Source organism: Umezawaea sp. NPDC059074, from assembly GCF_042738955.1.
Lineage (GTDB): Bacteria > Actinomycetota > Actinomycetes > Mycobacteriales > Pseudonocardiaceae > Umezawaea.
Genome location: NZ_JBHYHC010000014.1, coordinates 47,342 through 67,792, shown reverse-complemented (window position 1 = coordinate 67,792; position 20,451 = coordinate 47,342). Strand labels below are relative to the sequence as shown.

Genomic DNA, 20,451 nt, shown 5'->3' with positions numbered 1-20,451 from the left:
CACGTCAGTTGTGCGATGAACGAGTGCTACGCGTCCCGCCGCTTGGCGACCACGAGTGCGACGACCAGCAGCCCGACGCAGACGGCGGCGTAGTAGGCCAGCGAGCCCCACGGGCCGAACGGGTGGTCGTCCGCGCCGCCCTCGGCGAGGAACGACTGGTTGCCCGCGGTCAGGAAGTGGTCGGACATCCGGCCGATGAGCCAGCGCTGGATCTTGGGGCCGATCGTCGGGATGATCCCGATCAGGTTCTCCACCAGCAGCGTGTAGACCAGCAGGATCGCCACGGCGGCCGCGGTCTGGCGAACCAGGATGCCGACGGCGACGGCCAGCACGGCGGCGAACGCGAACACTAGGCCCGTGCCCGCGACGTTGCGCCACTCGGCGGCGGAGTTGATGGCCATGTCCGCGTCCGGCTTGATCAGCTTGCCGACGCCCCACGAGCCGAAGGCGATCACCTCGCCGACGACGCCCGACACCAGCGCCACGACGACGGTCTTGGCCACGAGCGCCTGCACCCGGCCGGGCACGGCGAGGAAGGTCGCCCGGATCGTGCCGAAGCGGTACTCGGTCGTGACGGCCAGCGCGGCCATGACCATGAGCACGACCATGCCGAAGTTGGTGAACCCCTGCGACACCGGCACCGACAGCGGGAACCGGTCGTCGGTGTTGGCGGCGATCAGCGCGGCCATGCCGATGGTGATCGCCAGCGCCATCCCGACGCACCACCACGGCGAGCGCGTGCTGAAGAGCTTGATCCGTTCGACAGCGAGCAGCGTCACCGGTTCATCCCCGATTCCCGGTCCTCGTGGACCACGGTCGTAACGTTCGCGCATTCCGACGATCTTCGCGAGCCGGAACGGGAAGGAGCTCGGACCACACCCCGAAGGTGATCCGAGCTCCTCCTCCCCCGTTCCCGGCCGTGGCGAGCGACCCCCTAAGACGCTCGCCGCGACCGGTACCGGTTCCCCTCTACGCGTCCCGCTTCTTCGCGACCACGAGTGCCACGACGAGCAGGCCGACGCTGATGGCCGCGAAGTAGGCCAGCGAACCCCACGGTCCGAAGGGGAAGTCGAGCCTCGGCGCTCCCGCGCCCTCGGGGAGGGGAGCGCCGTCGGCGGTCAGGAAGTTGTTGGCGTGCATGAAGGGCATCCACTCCTGGATCTTCACGCCGATCTTGGGGATGAGCCCGATCAGGCTCTCCACCAGCAGCGCGTAGACCAGCAGGATGGCGACCGCCCCCGCGGTCTGCCGGACGAGGATGCCGACCGCGACGGCCAGCACGGCGGCGAGGGCGAACACCAGGCCGGTGCCCGCGACGTTGCGCCACTCCACGGCGGAGTTGATCGCCAGGTCGGCGTCCGGCTTGATCAGCTTGCTGATGCCCCACGAGCCGAAGGCGACGACCTCGCCGACGACGCCCGAGAGCAGGGCGACGACGGTGGTCTTGGCGAGCAGGGCGGGCGTGCGGCCCGGCACCGCGAGGAACGTGGCGCGGATCGTGCCGAAGCGGTACTCGGTCGTGACGGCCAGCGCGGCCATCACCATGATCACGATCATCCCGAAGTTGGAGAAGCCCTGGGAGAGCCCCACGCTCATCGGGAACTCGTCACCGGTGTTGGCGGCGACCAGCGCGGCCAGGCCGACCGTGAGCGCGATGGCGAGCGCCATGCACCACCACGGCGAGCGGGTGCTGAAGAGCTTGATCCGTTCGACGGCGAGCAGAGTCATCAGTTCACTTCCCGATCTCGGCGTGGTACTCGACGGAGTCGCCCGTCAGCTGCATGAAGGCCTGCTCCAGCGAACCGCGCTGCGGGCTCAGCTCGTGCAGCACCACGCCGTTGGCCGCGGCGATGTCACCGATCTGGTCACTGGTCGCGCCCGTGACCGCGAGGGAGCCGTCGTCGTCGTTGCGGACGGTGTAGCCCTTGTCGACCAGCAGCGGGCCGAGCTTGCTCAGGTGCGGGCTGCGCACCAGGACGCTGTTCTCGGTCGCCTTCTCGATGAAGTCCGTCGTGCTGCCCTGGGAGATGATCTTGCCCTTGCCGATCACCACCAGGTCCTGCGCGGTGACGGCCATCTCCGACAGCAGGTGGCTCGACACGAGGACCGTGCGGCCCTCGGCGGCCAGGCTCTGCATGAACTTGCGGATCCAGAGGATGCCCTCCGGGTCCAGGCCGTTCACCGGCTCGTCGAACAGCAGCACCCTCGGGTCCCCGAGCAGCGCCCCCGCGATGCCCAGCCGCTGGGCCATGCCCAGCGAGAACCCGCCCGCGCGCCGCTTGGCGACGCCCCGGAGCCCGACCAGGTCGAGCACCTCGTCGACCCGGCGGTCCGGCAGCCCGTTGGACTTGGCGAGCCACTGGAGGTGCGCCCGCGCCGACCGGTTGGGGTGCACCCACTTGGCGTCCAGCAGCGCGCCGACGGTCCGCAGTGGACGGTCCAGCTCCGCGTACGGCTTGCCGTCGATGAGCGCCCTGCCGCTGGTCGGCCGGTCGAGGCCGAGGATCATCCGCATGGTGGTGGACTTGCCCGCGCCGTTGGGCCCGAGGAACCCGGTCACCCTGCCGGGGGCGATGGTGAAGGACAGGTCGTCCACCGCCACCGTCGTCCCGTACCGCTTGGTGAGGCCGATCGCCTCGATCATGGTTTCTCCCCTTGGCGGCCCGTGCCGTCCACTTGCTGCCCTTGTTGACGCTCTGAATGCTGCCGTGCCGCGGGGGTCCACCACATCGGTCGGTAGTTGATTCCCGTGTGCGACTTCAGTCTTACTGTGTCCGATACCTCGGTCGTACTAATCAGTGGTGACCCTGAGTCGCCCCCTGAGTCTTTCCGGATTTCTCTCAGGGACGACTGCTCTACCGTGGTCGACCATGGGTTACACGGACGCACCTGAAGGCTGGTGGCGCGAGTTCGTCTCGGCCACGCCCGCGAAGACCGGCAAGCTCGCTGTGGTCCGCAAGGACGGCTCGCCGCACGTCTCGCCGATCTGGGTGGACCTCGACGGCGGCACGCTGGTGTTCACCACGAACACCGAGTCGATCAAGGGCAAGGCCATCGCCCGCGACGGCAGGGTCGCCATCTGCTTCGACGACGAGAACCCGCCGTTCGCGTTCGCCACGATCACCGGCCGGGCCGAGATCGACGACGACCGCGAGCAGGTGAAGTACTGGACGGGCCGGATCGGCGGCCGGTACATGGGCGCCGGGCGCGCGGACGAGTTCGCCGAGCGCAACGGCGTCCAGGAGGAGGTCGTGGTCCGCCTCCGGGACATCAAGGTCGTGGCCAAGCTCGACGTCGCGGACTAGGCGGGGAAGTAGCGGTCCAGCACGGCCGCGGCGCCGTCGTCGAAGATCGTCCCGGTGACGGTGTCCGCGGCCTCCTGGACCACGGCGGGCGCCTGGCCCATCGCCACGCCCAGCGCGGCCCAGCGCAGCATCTCGACGTCGTTGCTGCCGTCGCCGATGGCCAGCGTGTCGTCGGCGGACACGCCGAGCCGCACGCGCAGCGCCTCCAGTTCGGCGCCCTTCGTCACGCCCGCGGGCACGGCGGTCAGCCAGGGGACGTGGTGGTCGATGGTCCACTCGACGCCCGGCACGGACACGTCCATCACCCGCAGCGCCATCTCCTCCGGCGTGTGGTCGGCCCAGAAGGCGACCAGCCGCGGGGTCGGCAGGGCGACGAACTCGTCGAACTCGACGAACCGCCGCACGCCCCACAGGTGCCCGTCCGGCCACGGCCCGAGCACCAGGTTGCCCTCGCCGACCAGTTCGGCGGCGTAGGCCGCGCCCGGCAGCAGGTCGGTGAGCTTGGCCACGAGCACGCCGGTGTCGAACGCGGTCCGCTTGACCACGGCGTTCACCGCGCCGTCCCACCAGACCGCGCCGTTGGAGCACAGCACCACGGCGTCCGGGAGGTCGAGCGCCGCGATGACGCGCCGCGCGCCCACGAGGGTCCGGCCGGTCGACAGCACCACGTGCGCCCCGTGGTCCACCGCCCTGGCGATCGCCGCGCGCACGGCCGGGGCAATCTCACTCTCACCCATCCGGGCGATCGTGCCGTCGATGTCGAGTGCGATGAGCCGGGGACGCCAATCGGGTGTGGTCACTGCGTCAAGACTAGTCGGTGGCGTTCATTAATGAACCGTGGTTCACTAACGGCGTGGCCAGACCGAGGACGATCACGGACGAACGCCTCCTGAGCGCCGCGATGGCGTTGATCGGCCGTCGCGGCCCGGAGTTCACGATCGCCGACGTGGCGGCGGAGGCCGGGGTGTCGGTCGGCACGGTCGCCAAGCGGTTCGGGTCGAAGAACGGGCTGATCCAGGAGGTCAGCCGGGTGACCACCCGCGTGGCCGTGGCGCGGATGCGGGACGCGGCGGCGGCCGAGCCCGATCCGGTCGACGGCCTGCGCGCGGCGCTGACCACCCTGTTCGGCGAGCTGGCCGACCCCGAGGTGGCGGCGAACAGCCTCGCGCAGCTCGGGGTGGACCTGATCGACCCGGCCCTGCGCGCGCTGCTGGTCGAGCACTACCGGGCCGTGGAGGACGAGCTGCGCGCGCTCGTCGAGCGGGCCGACCTGCCGGGAGCGCCCGCACCGGCCCTCGCCGCGCGGGTGCTGGCCGGGCTGATCAACGGGATCTCGATGGACTGGTCGATCCGGCCGCGCGGCGCGCTCGCGGACCGGATCGCCGAGGACGTGGACGCGGTGCTGGTGAACTGGAGGAGGAGCTGATGGGGAAACCGTTGTCGGACAAGGTGGCCGTGGTGACCGGCGGGACGAGGGGAGCCGGTAGGGCCATCGCGGTGCAGCTGGGCGCGGCGGGGGCGACGGTGTTCGTCGGCGGCCGCACGACGCGGGAGGGCCGGTCGCCCATCGGGCGGGCCGAGACCATCGACGAGACCGCGGAACTGGTGACGGCCGCGGGCGGTCGGGGCATCGCGATCCGGTGCGACTTCACCGTTCCCGCCGACGTGGACGCGTTCCGCGACCGGATCGAGTCCGAAGTGGACGGCCGGTTGGACGTCCTCGTCGACGACGTGTGGGGCGGCGAGCTGAACGTGGAGTTCAAGCCGTTCTGGGAGGCCGACCTGGACGGGCAGCTCGGCATGTGGCGCAACAGCATGGAGGCGCACTTCGTGGCGCTGCACAAGCTCCTGCCGCTGGTGATCCGGCGGCCCGGCGGGCTCGTGGTCGAGGTGACTGACGGCGACGCCGACTCGCCGTACTCGGGGATGCTCGCGTACGACTCGGTGAAGGCCGGTCTCCGGCGGCTCGCGTTCGGGCTGGCGAAGGACCTGGAGCCGCACGGCGGCACGGCCGTCGCGGTGACGCCGGGGTTCCTGCGGTCCGAGCAGATGCTGGAGACCTTCGGCGTCACCGAGGAGAACTGGCGGGACGCGATCGAGAACGAGCCGCACTACGTGATGGCCGAGACGCCGCACTACCTCGGGCGCGGCATCGCGGCGTTGGCGGCGGACCCGGACCGGGCCCGGTTCGCCGGGCAGACGCTGTCCTCCTGGTCCCTGATGCACGAGTACGGCGTCACCGACCTGGACGGCACCCAGCCGGACTGGGGCCGGTGGAATACCGACGTGGTGTCGACTGGGACCGCTCCCACCAGCGTGGACGCGTCGAAGTACCGCTAGTTGACCTCCACAGGTTTCCGGTACTGGTCTGAACCAGGCATCTCGGTCGTCCGTAGGCCCGATTACGCGACGAAAGGAAGTGACGGCATGAGCCGACGGATGCCCGAGGTAGCGCGAAAGCGGCGCTGGACGATCGCTGCCGGTCTCCTCGTAGTGGTTGGCGCGGGTGCCGGTTCGGCGTTCGCCATGGGTGGTGGCGCTGCCGGTCAGGTCGCCTGCCAGGGCCAGAACCTGACGTTCTCCGCCGAGGGCGGCGCTCCCGGTGTCACGAGCAACCAGTTCAAGGTCGGCACCCAGCTGAAGATCACGAACCTGGACAACAACAAGTCCACGACGGTGCCCGTCACCGGCGTCTCGGGCAGTTGCGCGCTGCTGAACCAGGCCGCCATGGACCAGGTCCGCGAGCAGGGCAAGAACGTGATCCGCAACAACAAGGTCGAGGTCGTGAGCGGTGGAGCGGCGGCCGCTCCCGCGGCGGGCCAGCCCGCCGCCGGACAGCCCGCGGCCGGTGGCGGCGCCTCGGTGTGCCCCGGCAACCTCACGTTCTTCGCCGACAACGCCGCGCCCGGCGTGACGAGCAACAAGTTCCCCGTCGGGACGCAGCTGAAGATCACGAACCTGGACAACAACAAGTCCACGACCGTGCCCGTCATCGGCACGTCGGCCAGCTGCGCGCTGCTGAACACCGCCGCGATGGACCAGGTCCGCGAGCAGGGCAAGAACGTGATCCGCAACAACAAGGTCGAGGTCGTCGGCGGTGGCGCCGCGGCCCAGCCCGCCGCCGGTCAGCCCGCCGCGAACCCGCCCGCCGCGCAGCCCGCGACCGGCCAGGTCGTCTGCAACGGCTCCACGGTCACGCTCTCCGGTGAGGGCGGCGCGCCCGGCGCCAGCAGCAACCAGTTCCCCGTCGGCACCAAGCTCAAGGTGACCAACCTGGACAACAACAAGTCCACCACGGTCAGCGTCACCGGCGCCTCGGGCAGCTGCGCGCTGCTGAACAACGCGGCCTTCGAGCAGGTCCGCGAGCCCGGCAAGTTCCTGATCCGCAACGCCCGCATCGAGAAGGTGAGCTAGGGATCTCCACACCCCCGGCCGGTGTCGTGACGCGTAACGCCACCGGCCGGGCAGGAGGCCTCAGACGTCCCCCGGACGAACCAGTCCGGTCTCGTAGGCCAGCACCACGGCCTGCACGCGGTCCCTGATCTCCAGCTTCGACAGGATCCGCCCCACGTGGGTCTTCACGGTCGCCTCGGACAGGAACAGCTTCCGGGCCAGCTCCGTGTTCGACAGGCCCTTCGCGATCAGCACCAGGACCTCGCGCTCCCGCTCGGTGAGCACGTCCAGCACGGTCGCGTCGCGCAGCTCACCACCGCCCTCCCCGAGGAACCGGCTCAGCAGGCGCTTCGTCACGCTCGGCGAGACCACGGCGTCGCCGCTGGCCACCGCCCGCAGCGCCGACACCAGGTCGCCGGGCGGGGTGTCCTTCAGCAGGAACCCGCTGGCCCCGTTGCGCAGCGCGGACAGCGCGTACTCGTCCATGTCGAACGTGGTCATCACGAGCACCTTGGACGTCCCCGCCTCGGCGATCCGCTTGGTCGCCTCCACGCCGTCCAGCACGGGCATCCGGACGTCCATCAGCACCACGTCGGGGCGCAGCTGGTCGGCGAGCTGCACGGCGTCGAGGCCGTCGGCGGCCTCCCCCACCACGTCGATGTCGGGTTGGGCGCCGAGCACCATGCGGAAACCCATGCGCATGAGCTCTTGGTCGTCGACGAGCAGTACACGGATCACGCTGATCACCCTAGGACGCCGTCAGCGGGAGCACGGCGCGAACCCGCCAGCCGCCGCCCGGATTGGGGCCCGCCTCGAGCGTGCCGCCCAGCACGCCCGCGCGTTCGCGCATGCCGATCAGCCCGTTGCCGCCGGACACGGCCACCAGGTCGTGCGGCGTGCCGAAGCCGTTGTCGGTCACCTCGATCACGACCTTCTCGTCGGTGCGCAGCACCTTCACCACGGCGTTCGCCCCGGTGCCCGCGTGCTTGAGCGTGTTGGTCAGCGCCTCCTGGACGATCCGGTAGACGCCGAGGCCGAGCCCGGCGGGCAGGTGCTCCACGTCGCCGGTGATCTCCAGCCGCACCGGCAGGCCCGCGGCCCGGCAGTTCTCGGCCAGGTTGTCCAGCTCGCGCGCGTCCGGCTGCGGCGCCCACTGCGTGCCGGACTGGTCCTCGCTGCGCAGCACGCCGAGCAGCCTGCGCAGCTCGGTCAACGCCTGCCTGCCGGTGTCCGAGATCGTCTTGACGGCGGCCTCGGCGAGTTCGGGCTTGGTCCGGATCGCGTAGCCCGCGCCGTCGGCCTGCACCACCATCACGCTCACCGCGTGCGCCACCACGTCGTGCAGCTCGCGGGCGATCCGCGACCGCTCCTCGCCCACGGCGATCCGCGCCTGCTGGTCGCGCTCGGTCTCCAGGAGCTTGAGCCGCTGCTCCAGCTCCGAGTGGTAGGCCCGTCTGGCCCCGACGAACTCGCCGAGCGCCCAGCTGAACCCGAAGATCACCGCGACCAGGAACGTGAGGATCACCGCCGAGGCGGGTTCGGCGATCCGCCAGATCGCCCAGATGAACGTCCCGACGAACAGGGCCATCGTGTAGACGAGCCCCTGCTGGCGGTCGACGTACGCCACGATCGTGTACAGCGCCACGGCCAGCGCGAAGTCGCCCGCACGCGCCGGGATGCCGTCGTTCATGCCGCCGTGGGTCATGAGCTGGAGGAACGCGCCGAACAGGATCACGTAGCTGCTGCCGAGCGGGTACTTCCGGCGGAACGCGACGGGGACCACGAGCAGCAGCCCGACCAGGAAGAGCACCCCGCCGGAGACCGGCGCCCGGCCCGCGAACGCGCTGAGGTCGGCCAGGAAGAGGAGCCCGGCGATCAGGGAGTCCCCGAACACCGGGTGGGCTCGCATCCACAAGCTCAACCTCTGCACGACGCAAGGTTAGGTACCGGTCGAACTGTTCGCGTCGCGCCACGGGCTGAACCCGCGTACCTCTCCAGTCTGATCCCGACACCCCTCGTTCACCCGGTGGTGGCGTGGAGCGGGCCGGTGTGCCATCTTTGTATCAAGGACTTGGTGCAAAGCGCGGGGGCGACGTGTACATCTGGATCCAGCTGGGCGTGCAGGGGTTCGTCGGCCTGATGCTCCTGATCGCGCTGTGGCCGACGGACAAGACCGCGGCGAAGGTGCTGCGCAAGTGGCACGTGGCGGACCCGACGCCCGCGCAGGTCGCCGAGTCGAAGGTGTACCTGAAGCGGCGACGGCTGCTGTACCCGTGGCTGTTCCTGGCCATCGGCTACGGCGCGTCCAAGCTCCTGCCCGCCGCCGACTACTTCGTCCCGCAGATCCTGCTGACCGTGCTCGCGGGGATGCTGCTGGCCGAGCTGATCTCCGCCGCCCGGCCGACGAGGGGACCGCGCCGGGTGGCCGTGCTGGCGCCCCGCCGCGTGGTCGACGTCGTGCCCGCGTGGGGCCTGGTCGTGTTCGGGGCCGCCGCCGTCGCGCTGGCGGTCGCGCTCGTGGTGGCCCGCCCGGTCCCGGTGCCGAGCCTGATCGCGTTGGCGGCGGTGGTCCTGGCGGTCACCGGCGCGGTCCGGCTCGCCGTGCGGCGGCCGACCAGCGGCGACGAGGCCGTGGACGCGGCGCTGCGGGTCCGCAGCGGGCGTGTCGCCCTCGGCCTCGGCCTGGCGATGACGGGGATGCTGGTCGGGGGCTCGTCGCCCGGCGGGTTCGCGCTGCTCGCCCTGTGCGTGGTGCTGATCGGGCTCGGCTGGAACCTGGTCACGCCCCCCGTGCGCGCCGAAGCGCCCGTCCGGGGATGACCGAGCCGCCGAGGATCGTGGTGGACGTGGAGAGCGGCGTCCCGCCGTGGCGCCAGGTCCGCGACCAGATCACCCGCCTCATCGTCCACGGCTGGCTGCCGACCGGGTCGCGGCTGCCGACCATCCGGCAGCTCGCGGGCGACCTCGGCATCGCGCCGGGCACGGTCGCGCGCGCCTACCGCGAACTGGAGTCCGGCGGGGTGCTGAGCACCGGCAGGCGGCAGGGGACCGTTGTGGCCTCCGTGCCCGCGGCGGCCCCGGACGCGCTCGAGGCCGCCGCGGCGGAGTTCGCCACGACGGCCAGGGCGTTGGGGATCGGGGTGGAGGACGCGGTGGCGGCGCTGCGCGCGGCCTACTTCGTCGAGTAGGGCTTCTCCGCCGTGCGGGACTCCTGGACGGGGAGGGACTCCCGGACGGGCGTCGTCTCGACGACCTCGGTGGTCCTCCGGACCGGCGGCGACTGGACGCGCGACTCGGGGACGCCCCGGTGCCGCTCGTCGAACTGCCGGTGCTCCTCGGCCATCTCGTCGACCATCGCCTGCTGGAGCTGCCGGTCGCGGATGCGGGCGAGGATCGCCATCGTCGCGCCGTGCGCCAGTGCGAGGAGCAGCAGCACCATGCCGAGGCGGAACACCACGTTCTGCACGGGGTCGCCGGTCTGGACGTCGATCGTGGAGAGCATGGCGAGCAGGCCCAGCACCACGAGGTGGAACAGGACGGCGACGAGCCGGTTCATCGACCGCGCCGACTCCTCGTTGCCGTACGCCTTGGTCAGGTAGCCCCGGCCGCTGAAGTAGATCAACTGACCGTCGATGACGACGAGCACGACACCGAGCAGCAGGAAGACCGCATAGCCCTGGTCCATCGACCTCGCTCCCTCCACGAACGCCGAACGCGAACGTCGTCGGCCGAGTACCCGTGCGGCCGGTACCCGAAACCGAACCCGCACCGCGGTACACCCGGTCGTGGCACGATCTGGCCGTGACCACGGCGACAGGGCGACAGCTGGCCGGACCGCTCTCGGCGGCCGTCGCGACCCTGTGCGTGTCGCTCCAGCCGCAGGTGTCCGCGGAGACCGCCGCGGGGTTCCGCGAGGTGCTGCGCAGGCTGTCCGCTCCGTTGCAGGTCGCCATCGCGGGCCGGATCAAGTCCGGCAAGTCCACGCTGGTCAACGCCCTGATCGGCCGCCGGGTCGCGCCGACGGCGGTGGGCGAGTGCACCCGGCTGGTGACCCGCTTCCAGTACGGCACGGTCGACCGGATCGAGGTGATCTTCACCGACGGCCGCAAGCAGGTGCTGCCGTTCGACGCGGAGGGGATGATCCCGGCGTCGCTGGGCGTCGACGTGACCGAGGTGTCGCACATCGAGGCGTACCTCACCAACGCGGTGCTGCGGGACCTGACCGTGATCGACACCCCCGGCCTCGGCTCGCTGGACGCCGCGTCCGTGGCCCGCACCGAGGAGCTGCTCGGCGCGGCGGGCGACCTGGACCCGGTGTCGCGCAACGCCGTCGCGGGCGCGGAGGCCGTCCTCTACGTCGTGACGCAGGGCGTGCGGGCCGACGACCACCAGGCGCTGGCCGCGTTCACCGCCGCCACCGCGAGCCGCGAGGCCGGTCCGGTGAACGCGATCGCCGTGCTGAACAAGGCCGACACCATCGCGCCCGAGTCGGTCGACGGCTCCGACGGCGACGTCTGGAAGGCCGCGCTGCTGCTCGCGGAGAAGCAAGCGCGGATCCTCAAGCCGAGGGTCGCGGACGTGCTGCCGGTGATCGGCCTGGTCGCCGAGTCCGCCGAGACGGGCGGGTTCACCGCGGCCGACGCGGACGCGCTGCGCCAGGTCGCGGCGCTCGACGCCGACACCCTCGAGATGATGCTGATGTCCGCGGACCTGTTCACCAGCTGGGAGTGCGACGTCCCGGCGGGGGTGCGGGTGCGGCTGGTGGAGCGGCTCGACCTGTACGGCGTGCGCTGCGCGTTGACGGCGCTGGCCGCCGAACCCGCGATCACGGCGGGGGCGCTGCGGCGCAAGCTCCTCGACTCCTCCGGCCTCGACGGCGTGCGCGGCAAGCTGAACGCGGTGTTCCGCGCCCGCGCCGACGGCATCAAGGCCGCCGCCGCGCTCGCGTCCGTGACCGCGCTGGCACAGGCGTCCGGCGACGCGGGCGAGCGGCAGCGCGTGCACAACGCCATCGAGGTGCTGCTCGCCAAGCCGGAGGCGCACCAGCTGCGGCTGCTGGAGGCGTTGACGCTGGTGACGTCCGGCGCGGTGGCGATGCCCGCGGAGCTGGCCGAGGAGGTGCTGCGGGTCGGGGGCAGCCCGCACATCCCGGACCAGCTCGGGCTGCGCGGCAGACCGCTGCCGGAACTCCTCGCGTACGCCCTGGCGCGCGCGGGCTGGTGGCGGTCGTGGGCGTCGTTCGGCGCGACGCCCGCGCAGAGCCGGGTGGCGCACGTGGTGCACCGGGCGTACTTCCTGATCTGGCAGCAACTCCGCGGCGGGGGGCAGCGATGAGCGTGGACGGAACCGGGGCGGGGGCGCCCGCGTCGCAAGCGGGTGTGGCGGCACCCATGATGGAGACCATCGGCGACGAACTGCTGGACCAGGCGCTGGCCGAGCGGCGCGCGCTGGTGCAGCTCTGCCTGTACGCGCTGGACCGGGCCCGCAGCGCCGGGGTCGTGGAGCGCATCGAGGCGGGGCTCGCGGACATCGGGGTGCGCGCGGTGCGCCCGGACGGCGACCGCTTCGACCCGTCCCGGCACGAGGCCGGCGGGGTCGTCCCGACCGACGACCCGTCGCTGGAGGGCGTGGTCGCCGAGACCGAGGTCGTCGGCTTCGTCGACCGCGAACGCCCGCTGCGCCCGCCGATCGTCACGGTCTACACGGCGAAGGCCTGACCCGGTGACGCTGCCGCAGACCGTCAAGCAGGCCAGGGAGAAGCTGACCGCCCTGGTCCGCGAGGTCGACCCGAAGGCGGCCGACTGGGTCGACGGGGTCCGCGGCGAGCGGGGTCGCACGCCGACCGTGGTCGTCGTCGGCGAGACGAACCGCGGCAAGAGTTCCCTGGTCAACGCCCTGCTGGCCACGCCGGGCCTGTCGCCGGTCGACGCCGAGGTCGCGACCAGCACGTACCTGGTGTTCCAGCACGGCGAGCGGTGGGCCGCCCGCGCCTGCTACCCCGGCGTCCTGGAGCCGGTGCCGTTCGACCGGGCCGAGCTGGTCGACTGGGTGTCGGCCGCCCACGAGCTGCCCGAGGGCGAACTGCCGCCGCGGTACGTGGAGGTCGACGCGCCCGTGCCGCTGCTGGAGCGGATGTCGCTCGTGGACACCCCCGGCGTCGGCGGGCTGGACGCGGCGCACGGCGAGCTGGCGCTGGAGGCGGCCGCGTCCGCGACCGCGCTGCTGTTCGTGGTCGACTCGTCGGCGCCGTTCACCAGGGGCGAGCTGGCGTTCCTGCACGCCGTCGGCGAACGCGTGGAGACGGTCGTGTTCGCCCTGACCAAGACGGACCAGTTCCGCGGCTGGCGGGAGCTGCTGGCCGCCAACAAGGCCCTGCTGTCGGAGCACGCGCCGAGGTTCGCCGACGCCGTCTTCCACCCCGTGTCGTCGCGGATGTTCGAGATGGCCGCCAAGGCCCCGAACCCCGACGCCGCCGCGATGCTGCGCGAGCGCTCCGGCATCGCGGGCCTTCAGTCGGCGTTGCAGGAGCTCGTCGTCGGCCGCGCCTCGATGCTGGCCGAGGCGAACACCCTGCGCGCGCTGGCGACCGTGCTGGCCGAGTTCGACGTCCGGTTGGCGGGCGAGCAGCGCGCGTTGAGCACGGGCGAGGAGGAGGCGGAGGTCCTGCGGGCCCGGCGCGAGGAGCTGAACGCGCAGCGCCGCACGTCCACCAGGGGTTGGCAGCTGACGCTGCGCGGCGAGGTCCAGCGGGCCCGCGTGGAGTGCTCGCACGAGGTCAGCAGGCAGGTCCGGGACGTGCAGACCTGGTTCCGCCAGGCGATCGACGTGGCCGACCGCGAGACCCTGACGTCGTTGCCGCAGCAGGTGGACGCGGCGTTGCAGGTCGTCTCCGGCAGGCTCAGCGCCCTCCTCGCCGCCAGACTGGCCCAGGTCACCGACGCGTCCTTGGCGGACCTGTTCTCCCCCGACGAGCTGGCGGTGATCCGCGCCCAGTTCGCCCGCGACGGCCAACCGGTCGTGCTGCGCCCGCCGGACAAGCGCCCGCCGACCGCCGAGGACAAGCTGCTGGTGTTCATGGGCGTGTCCGGCGGTCTCGGCGCGGGCAGGCTCGCCGCGCTGCCGCTGGCGGGCTTCGGCGTGGCCGCCCTGAACCCGATCGTCCTGCCGGTCACCCTCGTCCTCGGTCTGGGCGCGGGCTGGTGGATGGCCAGGACCCGCAAGCACAGCGCGGACAAGCAGCACCTCAAGCAGTGGCTGTCCGACGCCATCGCCGACGCCCGCTCCACCGTCGACCAGGTCGTGGCGGAGCAGCTCATCGCCGCCGAGCAGCACCTGTCCCTCGCCCTCGACGAGGCGCTCGGCAAGCGCGTGGAGGCCATCGAGGCCGAACTCCGCGACGTCGACAAGGCGCTCCGCATGGAAGCGGGCGAACGCGGCCGCGAACTCCAGACCGTCACCCGCCGCCAGGCCGAGATCCGCGCCGGCCGCACCCAGATCGACCAACTCCTGAGCCGCATCCGCGCGGTTCGGGACCGGGCCTGAAGAACTCGCGCCTGACGGTTCGACGTTCCGGCTGCGGGGCGTGCGGACCGCGGAGGGCTCCGACACCGTGCTGATGAGCTGCGAAATGGGTGCGTGACGTCACGTTCGGAACCGAATCGGCCTACCGTGGGTCGTACCGGTACGCGACGCGCAGGAGGGTGACCCGGTGTACATCGACGAGAACGGCGGAGCCGACGGCGAGCTCAAGGTCACCGTCGAGGGCGAGGAGTACACCGCCGAGACGACCTACGACCTCGACCACGACGGTGTCGAGGACAGCGCGGTCGTGGAGACCGACGACGGCGGGCACCTGGCGTTCACCGACTCGGACCACGACGGTGACGCGGACCTGATGAGCACGTTCGACCGCGACGGGAACCTGGTGGCGCAGGCCAGGTTCGACGGGCACTCGGGGGAGTGGATCGCGGTCGACCCGGCGGACGCGCACGAGCAGACGAACGCGAACGCGGGCCACACGATGGTCGTGGACACGGACAAGGGCGAGCAGAACGTCGGCGTCCCGACCGAGGACACCGACGGAGACGGCCGGGCCGACACCGCCGTGGTGAAGGACGAGCAGGGCGACACCTGGCTGTTCACCGACGTGGACGGGGACGGCAAGGCGGACCTCGCGACGGAGATCACGACCGACGGCGAGGTCACCATGACCAAGCACACGGCCGAGGACACGTGGACCGAGGTCGAGCGCGGGCACATCGACTCGAACGGCAAGTACGTGCCGGACAGCAAGAGCGGCGTGCTGTCCGACGAGGACGCGTGGCTCGACGACCGCGAGGAGCCGTTCGGCGCGGTTTCCGGCGTCGTGCGAATCGATTCCACGACGGGGCAATGGATCAGTCCTAACTAGACCCGACACGGGGTTCTGGTGGACTCGGAACAGAATCCCACCGGAACGCTCACTGGACTGGACCATTGAGAGCGTTCCCACGAGTGACGTGAAAAGTGGCCCGTGTGCTGTTCGACGCACGCGGGCCACTTGATTTTCGCTGGATAAAGCGCAGGTCACACTTTTTCCCGTTGGGTAAACGGGTGCTGAATCGATTCCAGAATCGGTCTTGTGAGGGAGCCGACAGGTCAGCTCTCGGTAACCGGGGATTAACCCGGCTATCTTCGGTGCATCCCCTTCACAGCACGTCCGGTTCCCGCCGGACGTTGTGGAGCTATTTCCGAGGACGTTGTCGTCCCACGCCGGACGACGACGTCCATGTGGGCTGTGGCGCAGTCAGGAGACGAGACGAGATGACGGCAGTGACCATTCCCGGTCTCGACAAGGCACCTACCAACCATGCAGGCCTGTTGTCCTGGGTCCGCGAAGTAGCCGATCTGACCTGTCCCGACGAGGTCGTGTGGGCGGACGGAACCGAAGCGGAATGGACACGGCTCACCGGAAAGCTCGTCGACGCCGGAACGTTCGTGCCTCTGAAGAAGAAGCCGAACTCGTTCTGGGCGGCTTCCGACCCGACCGACGTGGCGCGGGTCGAGGAGCGCACGTACATCTGCTCCGTTGACGAGGCCGACGCGGGCCCCACCAACAACTGGATGAACCCTTCCGAGATGAAGGCGATCATGACCGAGCTCTACCGGGGCTCGATGCGCGGTCGCACGATGTACGTGATCCCGTTCTGCATGGGGCCGCTCGACGCGGACGAACCCATGCTGGGCGTGGAGATCACCGACTCCGAGTACGTGGTCGTGTCCATGCACATCATGACCCGCATGGGCGACAAGGCGCTCGCGAAGTTCGGCGAGGACGCCAAGTACGTGAAGGCGCTGCACTCGATCGGCGCCCCGCTGGAGCACGGCCAGGCGGACGTGCCGTGGCCCTGCAACGACACGAAGTACATCACCCAGTTCCCCGAAGAGCGGACGATCTGGTCGTACGGCTCGGGCTACGGCGGCAACGCCCTGCTGGGCAAGAAGTGCTACTCGCTGCGCATCGCCTCGGTGATGGCGCGCGACGAGGGCTGGCTCGCCGAGCACATGCTGATCCTCAAGCTCACCTCGCCGGAGAGCAAGGTCTACTACATCGCCGCGGCGTTCCCGTCGGCGTGCGGCAAGACCAACCTGGCGATGCTGGAGCCGACCATCCCCGGCTGGAAGGTCGAGACCCTGGGCGACGACATCGCCTGGATGCGCTTCGGCAAGGACGGGCAGCTCTACGCGGTCAACCCGGAGAACGGCTTCTTCGGCGTCGCCCCCGGCACGGACTACCACACGAACCCGAACGCGATGCGCACGATCGCGAAGGGCAACTCGCTCTTCACGAACGTCGCCCTGACCGACGACGGCGACGTGTGGTGGGAGGGCATGGGCGAGCCCCCGGCCCACCTGACCTCGTGGAAGAAGCAGGACTGGACGCCGGACGGCGGCGAGCTGTCGTCGCACCCGAACTCCCGCTACTGCACGCCGATCGAGCAGTGCGACATCAAGGCGCCGGAGTGGGACGACCCGAAGGGCGTGCCGATCTCGGCGATCTTCTTCGGCGGCCGCCGCGCCACGACGATCCCGCTGGTCACCGAGTCGCGCGACTGGCAGCACGGCGTGTTCATGGGCGCCACGCTGTCCAGCGAGACGACCGCCGCCGCCACCGGCAAGGTCGGCGTCGTGCGCCGCGACCCGATGGCGATGCTGCCGTTCATCGGCTACAACGCGGGCGACTACTTCAAGCACTGGCTGGAGGTCGGCAAGAACGCCGACGCCGACAAGCTGCCGAAGATCTTCTACGTCAACTGGTTCCGCCGCGGCGAGGACAAGCGCTTCCTGTGGCCCGGTTTCGGCGAGAACTCGCGCGTCCTGAAGTGGGCGATCGAGCGGCTCGAGGGCAAGGCCACCGCCGTGGAGACGCCCATCGGCCACGTGCCGACGGCCGACGCGCTGGACCTCGACGGCCTGGACGCCTCGACCGAGGACATCGCGACCTCGCTGGCCGTGGACGTGGACGAGTGGAAGGCCGAGATCCCGCTCATCGAGGAGTGGTTCACCAAGATCGGTGACAAGCTGCCGACCTCGCTGCGCGACGAGTTCGACGCACTGAAGCAACGCCTCGGCTGACAGCCCGAGGTGGGGACAGGAAGACCCGGTGGCCAACGGCGTCCACCGGGTCTTCCGCTGTTGTGCACAACTATCCACACGTCTTGAGCAGGGCGGATCCGAAGTTGTCCACAGCCTGTGCATGGATCTGTGCACAGGCTGTGGAGAAGGTCAGACGACCCCGACGAGCGCCACGGCCTGGTTCACGATGTCCCGCCGCTGCGCCTCGAACGCCGCGTCGGTCAGCGCCGCCGGGTCGACCGGCTGGCCGAGCACCGGCGTGTGCAGGTGGCCGCCGAGCACGGCCGTCGCGCCGAGGCCGGTCCGCACGCGGTTGGCGCGGTACATGCTCTCGTTGGACAGGTAGTCGCCCCCGCCGCCGGACGCCGCCGCCGCGCCGGGCGTGGGCTCGTCGCTGCGGCACGACATCGGGCCGGTGCCGGGGACGCTGCCGATCGGCCACTCGCAGAAGGACCGGTTGAGCTGCACCGGGAACGGCGCCGTGCCCGCGTCGATCATCTTCTGGAACGGCAGCGTGGTCTCGATGAACTCGGTCGCGGGCTGCGGCCAGCCCGCCGCGTCCGGCACCGGGCCGCGCGCGGACACGTCGTTGTTGTCCGGGAACCCGCCGCGCCACCGCGACGCCCAGCGCTCCACGTCGAACCGCCCCGGCCTGCCCTGGCTGATCGTCACGAACGCGTCCGGCGTGGTCCTCGCCTTCAACGCCGTGCCGTAGACCGCTTCCACGACGCCCTCGTCGAACGCGCCCCACAGCACCGGCAGCACGGCGGCCTGGACGACGACCTTGCCCTGCGGGGTGTCGAACACCTTGCCGTCGAGCTGGAGCGCCGCCGCGCCCGCCGGGTTGCCCCGCCGCACGGAGGAGCCCTGGAGCTGGAACGGGTCGAAGCCGGTCACCACGATCTTGCGCACCCCCGGCTGCGCGGGGAACCGCACGTCGGGGACACCGCGGGAGGCGCGGTCGACGGTTTCGAGGAGCTTGCCGCGGTCGGCCGCGCCCAGGGTGAACCGGGGCGTCCACTGCCGCAGGGCCCTCGTCAGGTGCAGGCGCGCCCAGTACAGCGGCCGGTCGTCGTAGGCGTCCCACGTGGGCTGGGTGCTCTGCGCCCGCGTGACGGCGGCCTTCCACAGGTCGTTGCCCGCCAACGCGACGAGCTGCTGGGCGGCGCGCGTCGAGCGGGTGGCGCACAGCCGGTCGGTGAACGACCTCACGCTCGCGTCGAAGCCCGCCAGCCGGACCAGTTCGGGTCCGACGGCAGGGCCTCCGGTGACGAGCACGTCGTCGAGGCGCTGCTCCTCGACGCTCAGGGGTGCGGCGGGGTCGAAGCAGGCGCGGGCGTCCTGTTGGGCGGAGGCGACGCCCGGAGCCACGAGCAGGGACAGGGCGACCGCGGCGGGCACGAGCGCGCGCAGTCGGTGGGTGTGTTCACGGATCACGCTGTGATCGTTTCCGATCACCGAGCGTGGCGGTAGCCCATGAACTCGGCTCAGGCCGTCAGCCTGCGGTTTTCCAGGCTGAAAGGTTTTAACTTCACACCTGCCGCCGTCAACGCGGTCCGCGCCGCGTCCGCGATGGCCACCGCGTTCGGGGTGTCGCCGTGCACGCAGAGGGAGTCGACCCTCGCCCGGATCCGGCGGCCGTCGACGCTGGTCACCGTGCCCTCGGTGGCCAGTTGGACGCACCGGCGGGCGATCTCCGCCGGGTCGTGCAGCACCGAGCCGGCCTGGTCGCGCGGCACGAGCGTGCCCGCCGCCGTGTACGCGCGGTCGGCGAACGCCTCGAACCGCACCGGCAGCCCGGCGACGTCGGCGCGCTTGAGCCACACCGCGCCGGGCATCCCCAGCACGGTGAGCGCCGGGTCGTAGGCGCGCACCGCGTCGACCACGGCGTCGGCCTGCGCCTCGTGCCGGACCAGCGCGGTGTACAGCGCGCCGTGCGGTTTCACGTACCCGATCCGCACGCCCGCGGCCCGCGCGCACGCGTCCAGCCCGCCGAGCTGGTAGAGCACCTCGGCCGTCAGCGTGGCGGGGGCGACGTCGACGAACCGCCGCCCGAACCCGGCCAGGTCGCGGTAGCCGACGTGCGCGCCGATCGCGACGCCGCGCTCGGCGGCCAGCAGGCAGGTGCGCAGCATCGTGTCCGGGTCGCCCGCGTGGAAGCCGCACGCCACGTTCGCGCTGGTCACGATGTCGAGCAGGGCCTCGTCGTCGCCGAGGCTCCAGTGGCCGAAGCCCTCGCCCAGGTCCGCGTTGAGATCCACGGGTCGCACCTCCCTGAGGAAGAAGGGTAAGGATTGTTCAACAATCCTTCAATACTCCAAACCGGTAAGATGGGCGGATGACCACGGCGCCGTCGCACGACTGGTTGGGCACCCTCGCGGAAGACCGCCTGAGCCAGGACCGGGCCCGCGCCGAACGGGTCGCCGACAAGCTCCGCGACCGGATGCTCGACGGCGAGCTGCTCCCCGGCCTCCAGCTCAACGAGAAGGCCATCTCCGAAGCACTCGGCATCTCCCGCAACACGCTGCGCGAGGCGTTCCGGCTGCTCACCCACGAACGCCTGCTGGTGCACGAGCACAGCCGCGGCGTCTTCGTGTGCGAACCGGGCGTCGCGGAGGTCGCGGACATCTACGCCGCCCGCCGGGTGATCGAGTGCGGCGCGATCCGCCGCTGGGCCGACGCGGGCGAAGGGGCCCGCCAGGGCGTGCGCGACGCCGTCGAGTTCGGCGTCCGCGGGGCGAGGTCGGACAACTGGCTCGACGTCGGCACGGCCAACATCCGCTTCCACCGGGCGATCACCGCGCTCGCGGGCAGCCTCCGGCTCGACGAGGAGGTGCAGCGGCTGCTCGCCGAACTGCGGCTGGCGTTCCACGTGATGGGCAACCCGCGCGAGTTCTACCAGGACTACCTGCCGATGAACCAGGCCATCCTCGCCCTGCTGGACGCCGATTCCGTCGCCGAGGCCGAGGTCGAACTGCTCCGGTACTTCGACACGGCCGAGTCTCATTTGGTCACTAGGCTGTCCGGCCGTTAGTTGGTCACGATTCGGTCGTTCAATCCGTAGTCGGTCCACTCGACACGGTGACGCTCAACACCCCTCCGGCTTAACATCTCGAAACACCTGAGTAACCAGGGCCGT

21 protein-coding genes are annotated in these 20,451 nt (G+C 71.0%); 12 read left to right on the top strand and 9 right to left on the bottom strand.

All coding sequences use genetic code 11. The features are described 5' to 3' along the window. Positions 1 to 26 precede the first annotated feature (26 nt). From ACFWW9_RS09870 to ACFWW9_RS09860, 3 genes are all read right to left on the bottom strand, one after another. Positions 27 to 779: an ABC transporter permease gene (locus ACFWW9_RS09870; RefSeq protein ID WP_390373999.1), complete on the bottom strand. Its 753-nt coding sequence runs from the start codon at positions 777 to 779 to the stop codon at positions 27 to 29. Between the two features lie 190 nt (positions 780 to 969). Further along, positions 970 to 1,728: a hypothetical protein gene (locus ACFWW9_RS09865; protein ID WP_390373996.1), complete on the bottom strand. Its 759-nt coding sequence runs from the start codon at positions 1,726 to 1,728 to the stop codon at positions 970 to 972. 4 nt (positions 1,729 to 1,732) lie between these two features. Then, entirely contained in the window at positions 1,733 to 2,644 is a 912-nt protein-coding gene (locus tag ACFWW9_RS09860) for an ABC transporter ATP-binding protein (RefSeq protein ID WP_390373993.1), read from the bottom strand. A 226-nt stretch (positions 2,645 to 2,870) separates the two neighbouring features. Between ACFWW9_RS09860 and ACFWW9_RS09855 the strand changes: the two genes are divergently transcribed. Then, positions 2,871 to 3,305 (top strand): PPOX class F420-dependent oxidoreductase, encoded by a 435-nt coding sequence (locus ACFWW9_RS09855; RefSeq protein WP_390373991.1) that lies wholly within the window; start codon positions 2,871 to 2,873, stop codon positions 3,303 to 3,305. Here ACFWW9_RS09855 and ACFWW9_RS09850 read toward each other — a convergent pair. After that, the gene (locus ACFWW9_RS09850) at positions 3,302 to 4,105 is read right to left on the bottom strand and encodes an HAD family hydrolase (RefSeq protein ID WP_390373989.1); all 804 of its coding nucleotides are present in this window, start codon (positions 4,103 to 4,105) and stop codon (positions 3,302 to 3,304) included. The genes ACFWW9_RS09855 and ACFWW9_RS09850 overlap by 4 nt on opposite strands. Before the next feature lie 53 nt (positions 4,106 to 4,158). Here ACFWW9_RS09850 and ACFWW9_RS09845 point away from each other — a divergent pair, with 53 nt between their 5' ends. The 3 genes from ACFWW9_RS09845 to ACFWW9_RS09835 all read left to right on the top strand — a co-directional run bounded on the left by ACFWW9_RS09845 (position 4,159) and on the right by ACFWW9_RS09835 (position 6,719). Next, complete coding sequence (locus ACFWW9_RS09845) at positions 4,159 to 4,731, top strand: TetR/AcrR family transcriptional regulator (RefSeq protein ID WP_390373987.1); 573 nt, start codon at positions 4,159 to 4,161, stop codon at positions 4,729 to 4,731. Further along, positions 4,731 to 5,645 carry an SDR family oxidoreductase gene (locus ACFWW9_RS09840; RefSeq protein WP_390373984.1) on the top strand — a complete coding sequence of 305 codons (915 nt, stop codon included), beginning with the start codon at positions 4,731 to 4,733 and terminating at the stop codon, positions 5,643 to 5,645. The genes ACFWW9_RS09845 and ACFWW9_RS09840 overlap by 1 nt, the downstream gene beginning before the upstream one ends. Positions 5,646 to 6,032: 387 nt before the next feature. Then, positions 6,033 to 6,719 (top strand): hypothetical protein, encoded by a 687-nt coding sequence (locus tag ACFWW9_RS09835; protein WP_390374110.1) that lies wholly within the window; start codon positions 6,033 to 6,035, stop codon positions 6,717 to 6,719. A 60-nt stretch (positions 6,720 to 6,779) separates the two neighbouring features. Here the strand turns inward: ACFWW9_RS09835 and ACFWW9_RS09830 are convergent, their stop codons facing one another. Both ACFWW9_RS09830 and ACFWW9_RS09825 read right to left on the bottom strand, forming a co-directional pair. After that, positions 6,780 to 7,436: a response regulator gene (locus ACFWW9_RS09830; RefSeq protein ID WP_390373982.1), complete on the bottom strand. Its 657-nt coding sequence runs from the start codon at positions 7,434 to 7,436 to the stop codon at positions 6,780 to 6,782. A gap of 10 nt (positions 7,437 to 7,446) precedes the next feature. Further along, entirely contained in the window at positions 7,447 to 8,607 is a 1,161-nt protein-coding gene (locus tag ACFWW9_RS09825; protein ID WP_390374107.1) for a sensor histidine kinase, read from the bottom strand. Between the two features lie 185 nt (positions 8,608 to 8,792). Between ACFWW9_RS09825 and ACFWW9_RS09820 the strand changes: the two genes are divergently transcribed. Then, positions 8,793 to 9,518: a hypothetical protein gene (locus ACFWW9_RS09820; RefSeq protein ID WP_390373980.1), complete on the top strand. Its 726-nt coding sequence runs from the start codon at positions 8,793 to 8,795 to the stop codon at positions 9,516 to 9,518. Further along, a complete protein-coding gene (locus ACFWW9_RS09815; RefSeq protein ID WP_390373978.1) occupies positions 9,515 to 9,886 on the top strand; it encodes a GntR family transcriptional regulator in 372 nt (123 codons plus the stop codon). The genes ACFWW9_RS09820 and ACFWW9_RS09815 overlap by 4 nt, the downstream gene beginning before the upstream one ends. On the opposite strand, the gene ACFWW9_RS09810 is transcribed toward ACFWW9_RS09815, so the two are convergent. Beyond that, positions 9,871 to 10,383, bottom strand: a complete 513-nt coding sequence (locus tag ACFWW9_RS09810; protein WP_390373976.1) for a hypothetical protein — start codon at positions 10,381 to 10,383, stop codon at positions 9,871 to 9,873. The two genes, ACFWW9_RS09815 and ACFWW9_RS09810, sit on opposite strands and share 16 nt — an antisense overlap. A 116-nt stretch (positions 10,384 to 10,499) precedes the next feature. Here ACFWW9_RS09810 and ACFWW9_RS09805 point away from each other — a divergent pair, with 116 nt between their 5' ends. From ACFWW9_RS09805 to ACFWW9_RS09785, 5 genes are all read left to right on the top strand, one after another. Then, positions 10,500 to 12,032, top strand: a complete 1,533-nt coding sequence (locus tag ACFWW9_RS09805; RefSeq protein ID WP_390373974.1) for a dynamin family protein — start codon at positions 10,500 to 10,502, stop codon at positions 12,030 to 12,032. Continuing rightward, on the top strand, positions 12,029 to 12,415 hold the full coding sequence (gene grpE / locus ACFWW9_RS09800) for a nucleotide exchange factor GrpE (protein ID WP_390373972.1): 387 nt from the start codon (positions 12,029 to 12,031) through the stop codon (positions 12,413 to 12,415). The genes ACFWW9_RS09805 and grpE overlap by 4 nt, the downstream gene beginning before the upstream one ends. Before the next feature lie 4 nt (positions 12,416 to 12,419). Beyond that, positions 12,420 to 14,240, top strand: a complete 1,821-nt coding sequence (locus ACFWW9_RS09795; RefSeq protein WP_390373970.1) for a dynamin family protein — start codon at positions 12,420 to 12,422, stop codon at positions 14,238 to 14,240. 166 nt (positions 14,241 to 14,406) lie between these two features. Further along, complete coding sequence (locus ACFWW9_RS09790; RefSeq protein WP_390373968.1) at positions 14,407 to 15,108, top strand: DUF6802 family protein; 702 nt, start codon at positions 14,407 to 14,409, stop codon at positions 15,106 to 15,108. Between the two features lie 392 nt (positions 15,109 to 15,500). Further along, complete coding sequence (locus ACFWW9_RS09785) at positions 15,501 to 17,312, top strand: phosphoenolpyruvate carboxykinase (GTP) (RefSeq protein ID WP_390373966.1); 1,812 nt, start codon at positions 15,501 to 15,503, stop codon at positions 17,310 to 17,312. A 150-nt stretch (positions 17,313 to 17,462) separates the two neighbouring features. On the opposite strand, the gene ACFWW9_RS09780 is transcribed toward ACFWW9_RS09785, so the two are convergent. Continuing rightward, complete coding sequence (locus ACFWW9_RS09780; RefSeq protein WP_390373964.1) at positions 17,463 to 18,749, bottom strand: hypothetical protein; 1,287 nt, start codon at positions 18,747 to 18,749, stop codon at positions 17,463 to 17,465. A 50-nt stretch (positions 18,750 to 18,799) separates the two neighbouring features. Beyond that, complete coding sequence (locus tag ACFWW9_RS09775) at positions 18,800 to 19,573, bottom strand: LamB/YcsF family protein (RefSeq protein ID WP_390373963.1); 774 nt, start codon at positions 19,571 to 19,573, stop codon at positions 18,800 to 18,802. Between the two features lie 77 nt (positions 19,574 to 19,650). Between ACFWW9_RS09775 and ACFWW9_RS09770 the strand changes: the two genes are divergently transcribed. After that, positions 19,651 to 20,346: a GntR family transcriptional regulator gene (locus ACFWW9_RS09770; RefSeq protein ID WP_390373961.1), complete on the top strand. Its 696-nt coding sequence runs from the start codon at positions 19,651 to 19,653 to the stop codon at positions 20,344 to 20,346. Positions 20,347 to 20,451 lie beyond the last annotated feature (105 nt).

Coding starts and splice junctions, on each gene's coding strand:
- ACFWW9_RS09770 (WP_390373961.1), top strand. CDS start 19,651: ATGACCACGGCGCCGTCGCACGACTGGTTGGGCACCCTCGCGGAAGAC.
- ACFWW9_RS09785 (WP_390373966.1), top strand. CDS start 15,501: ATGACGGCAGTGACCATTCCCGGTCTCGACAAGGCACCTACCAACCAT.
- ACFWW9_RS09855 (WP_390373991.1), top strand. CDS start 2,871: ATGGGTTACACGGACGCACCTGAAGGCTGGTGGCGCGAGTTCGTCTCG.
- grpE (WP_390373972.1), top strand. CDS start 12,029: ATGAGCGTGGACGGAACCGGGGCGGGGGCGCCCGCGTCGCAAGCGGGT.
- ACFWW9_RS09810 (WP_390373976.1), bottom strand. CDS start 10,383: ATGGACCAGGGCTATGCGGTCTTCCTGCTGCTCGGTGTCGTGCTCGTC.
- ACFWW9_RS09860 (WP_390373993.1), bottom strand. CDS start 2,644: ATGATCGAGGCGATCGGCCTCACCAAGCGGTACGGGACGACGGTGGCG.
- ACFWW9_RS09825 (WP_390374107.1), bottom strand. CDS start 8,607: ATGCGAGCCCACCCGGTGTTCGGGGACTCCCTGATCGCCGGGCTCCTC.
- ACFWW9_RS09865 (WP_390373996.1), bottom strand. CDS start 1,728: ATGACTCTGCTCGCCGTCGAACGGATCAAGCTCTTCAGCACCCGCTCG.
- ACFWW9_RS09835 (WP_390374110.1), top strand. CDS start 6,033: ATGGACCAGGTCCGCGAGCAGGGCAAGAACGTGATCCGCAACAACAAG.
- ACFWW9_RS09840 (WP_390373984.1), top strand. CDS start 4,731: ATGGGGAAACCGTTGTCGGACAAGGTGGCCGTGGTGACCGGCGGGACG.
- ACFWW9_RS09815 (WP_390373978.1), top strand. CDS start 9,515: ATGACCGAGCCGCCGAGGATCGTGGTGGACGTGGAGAGCGGCGTCCCG.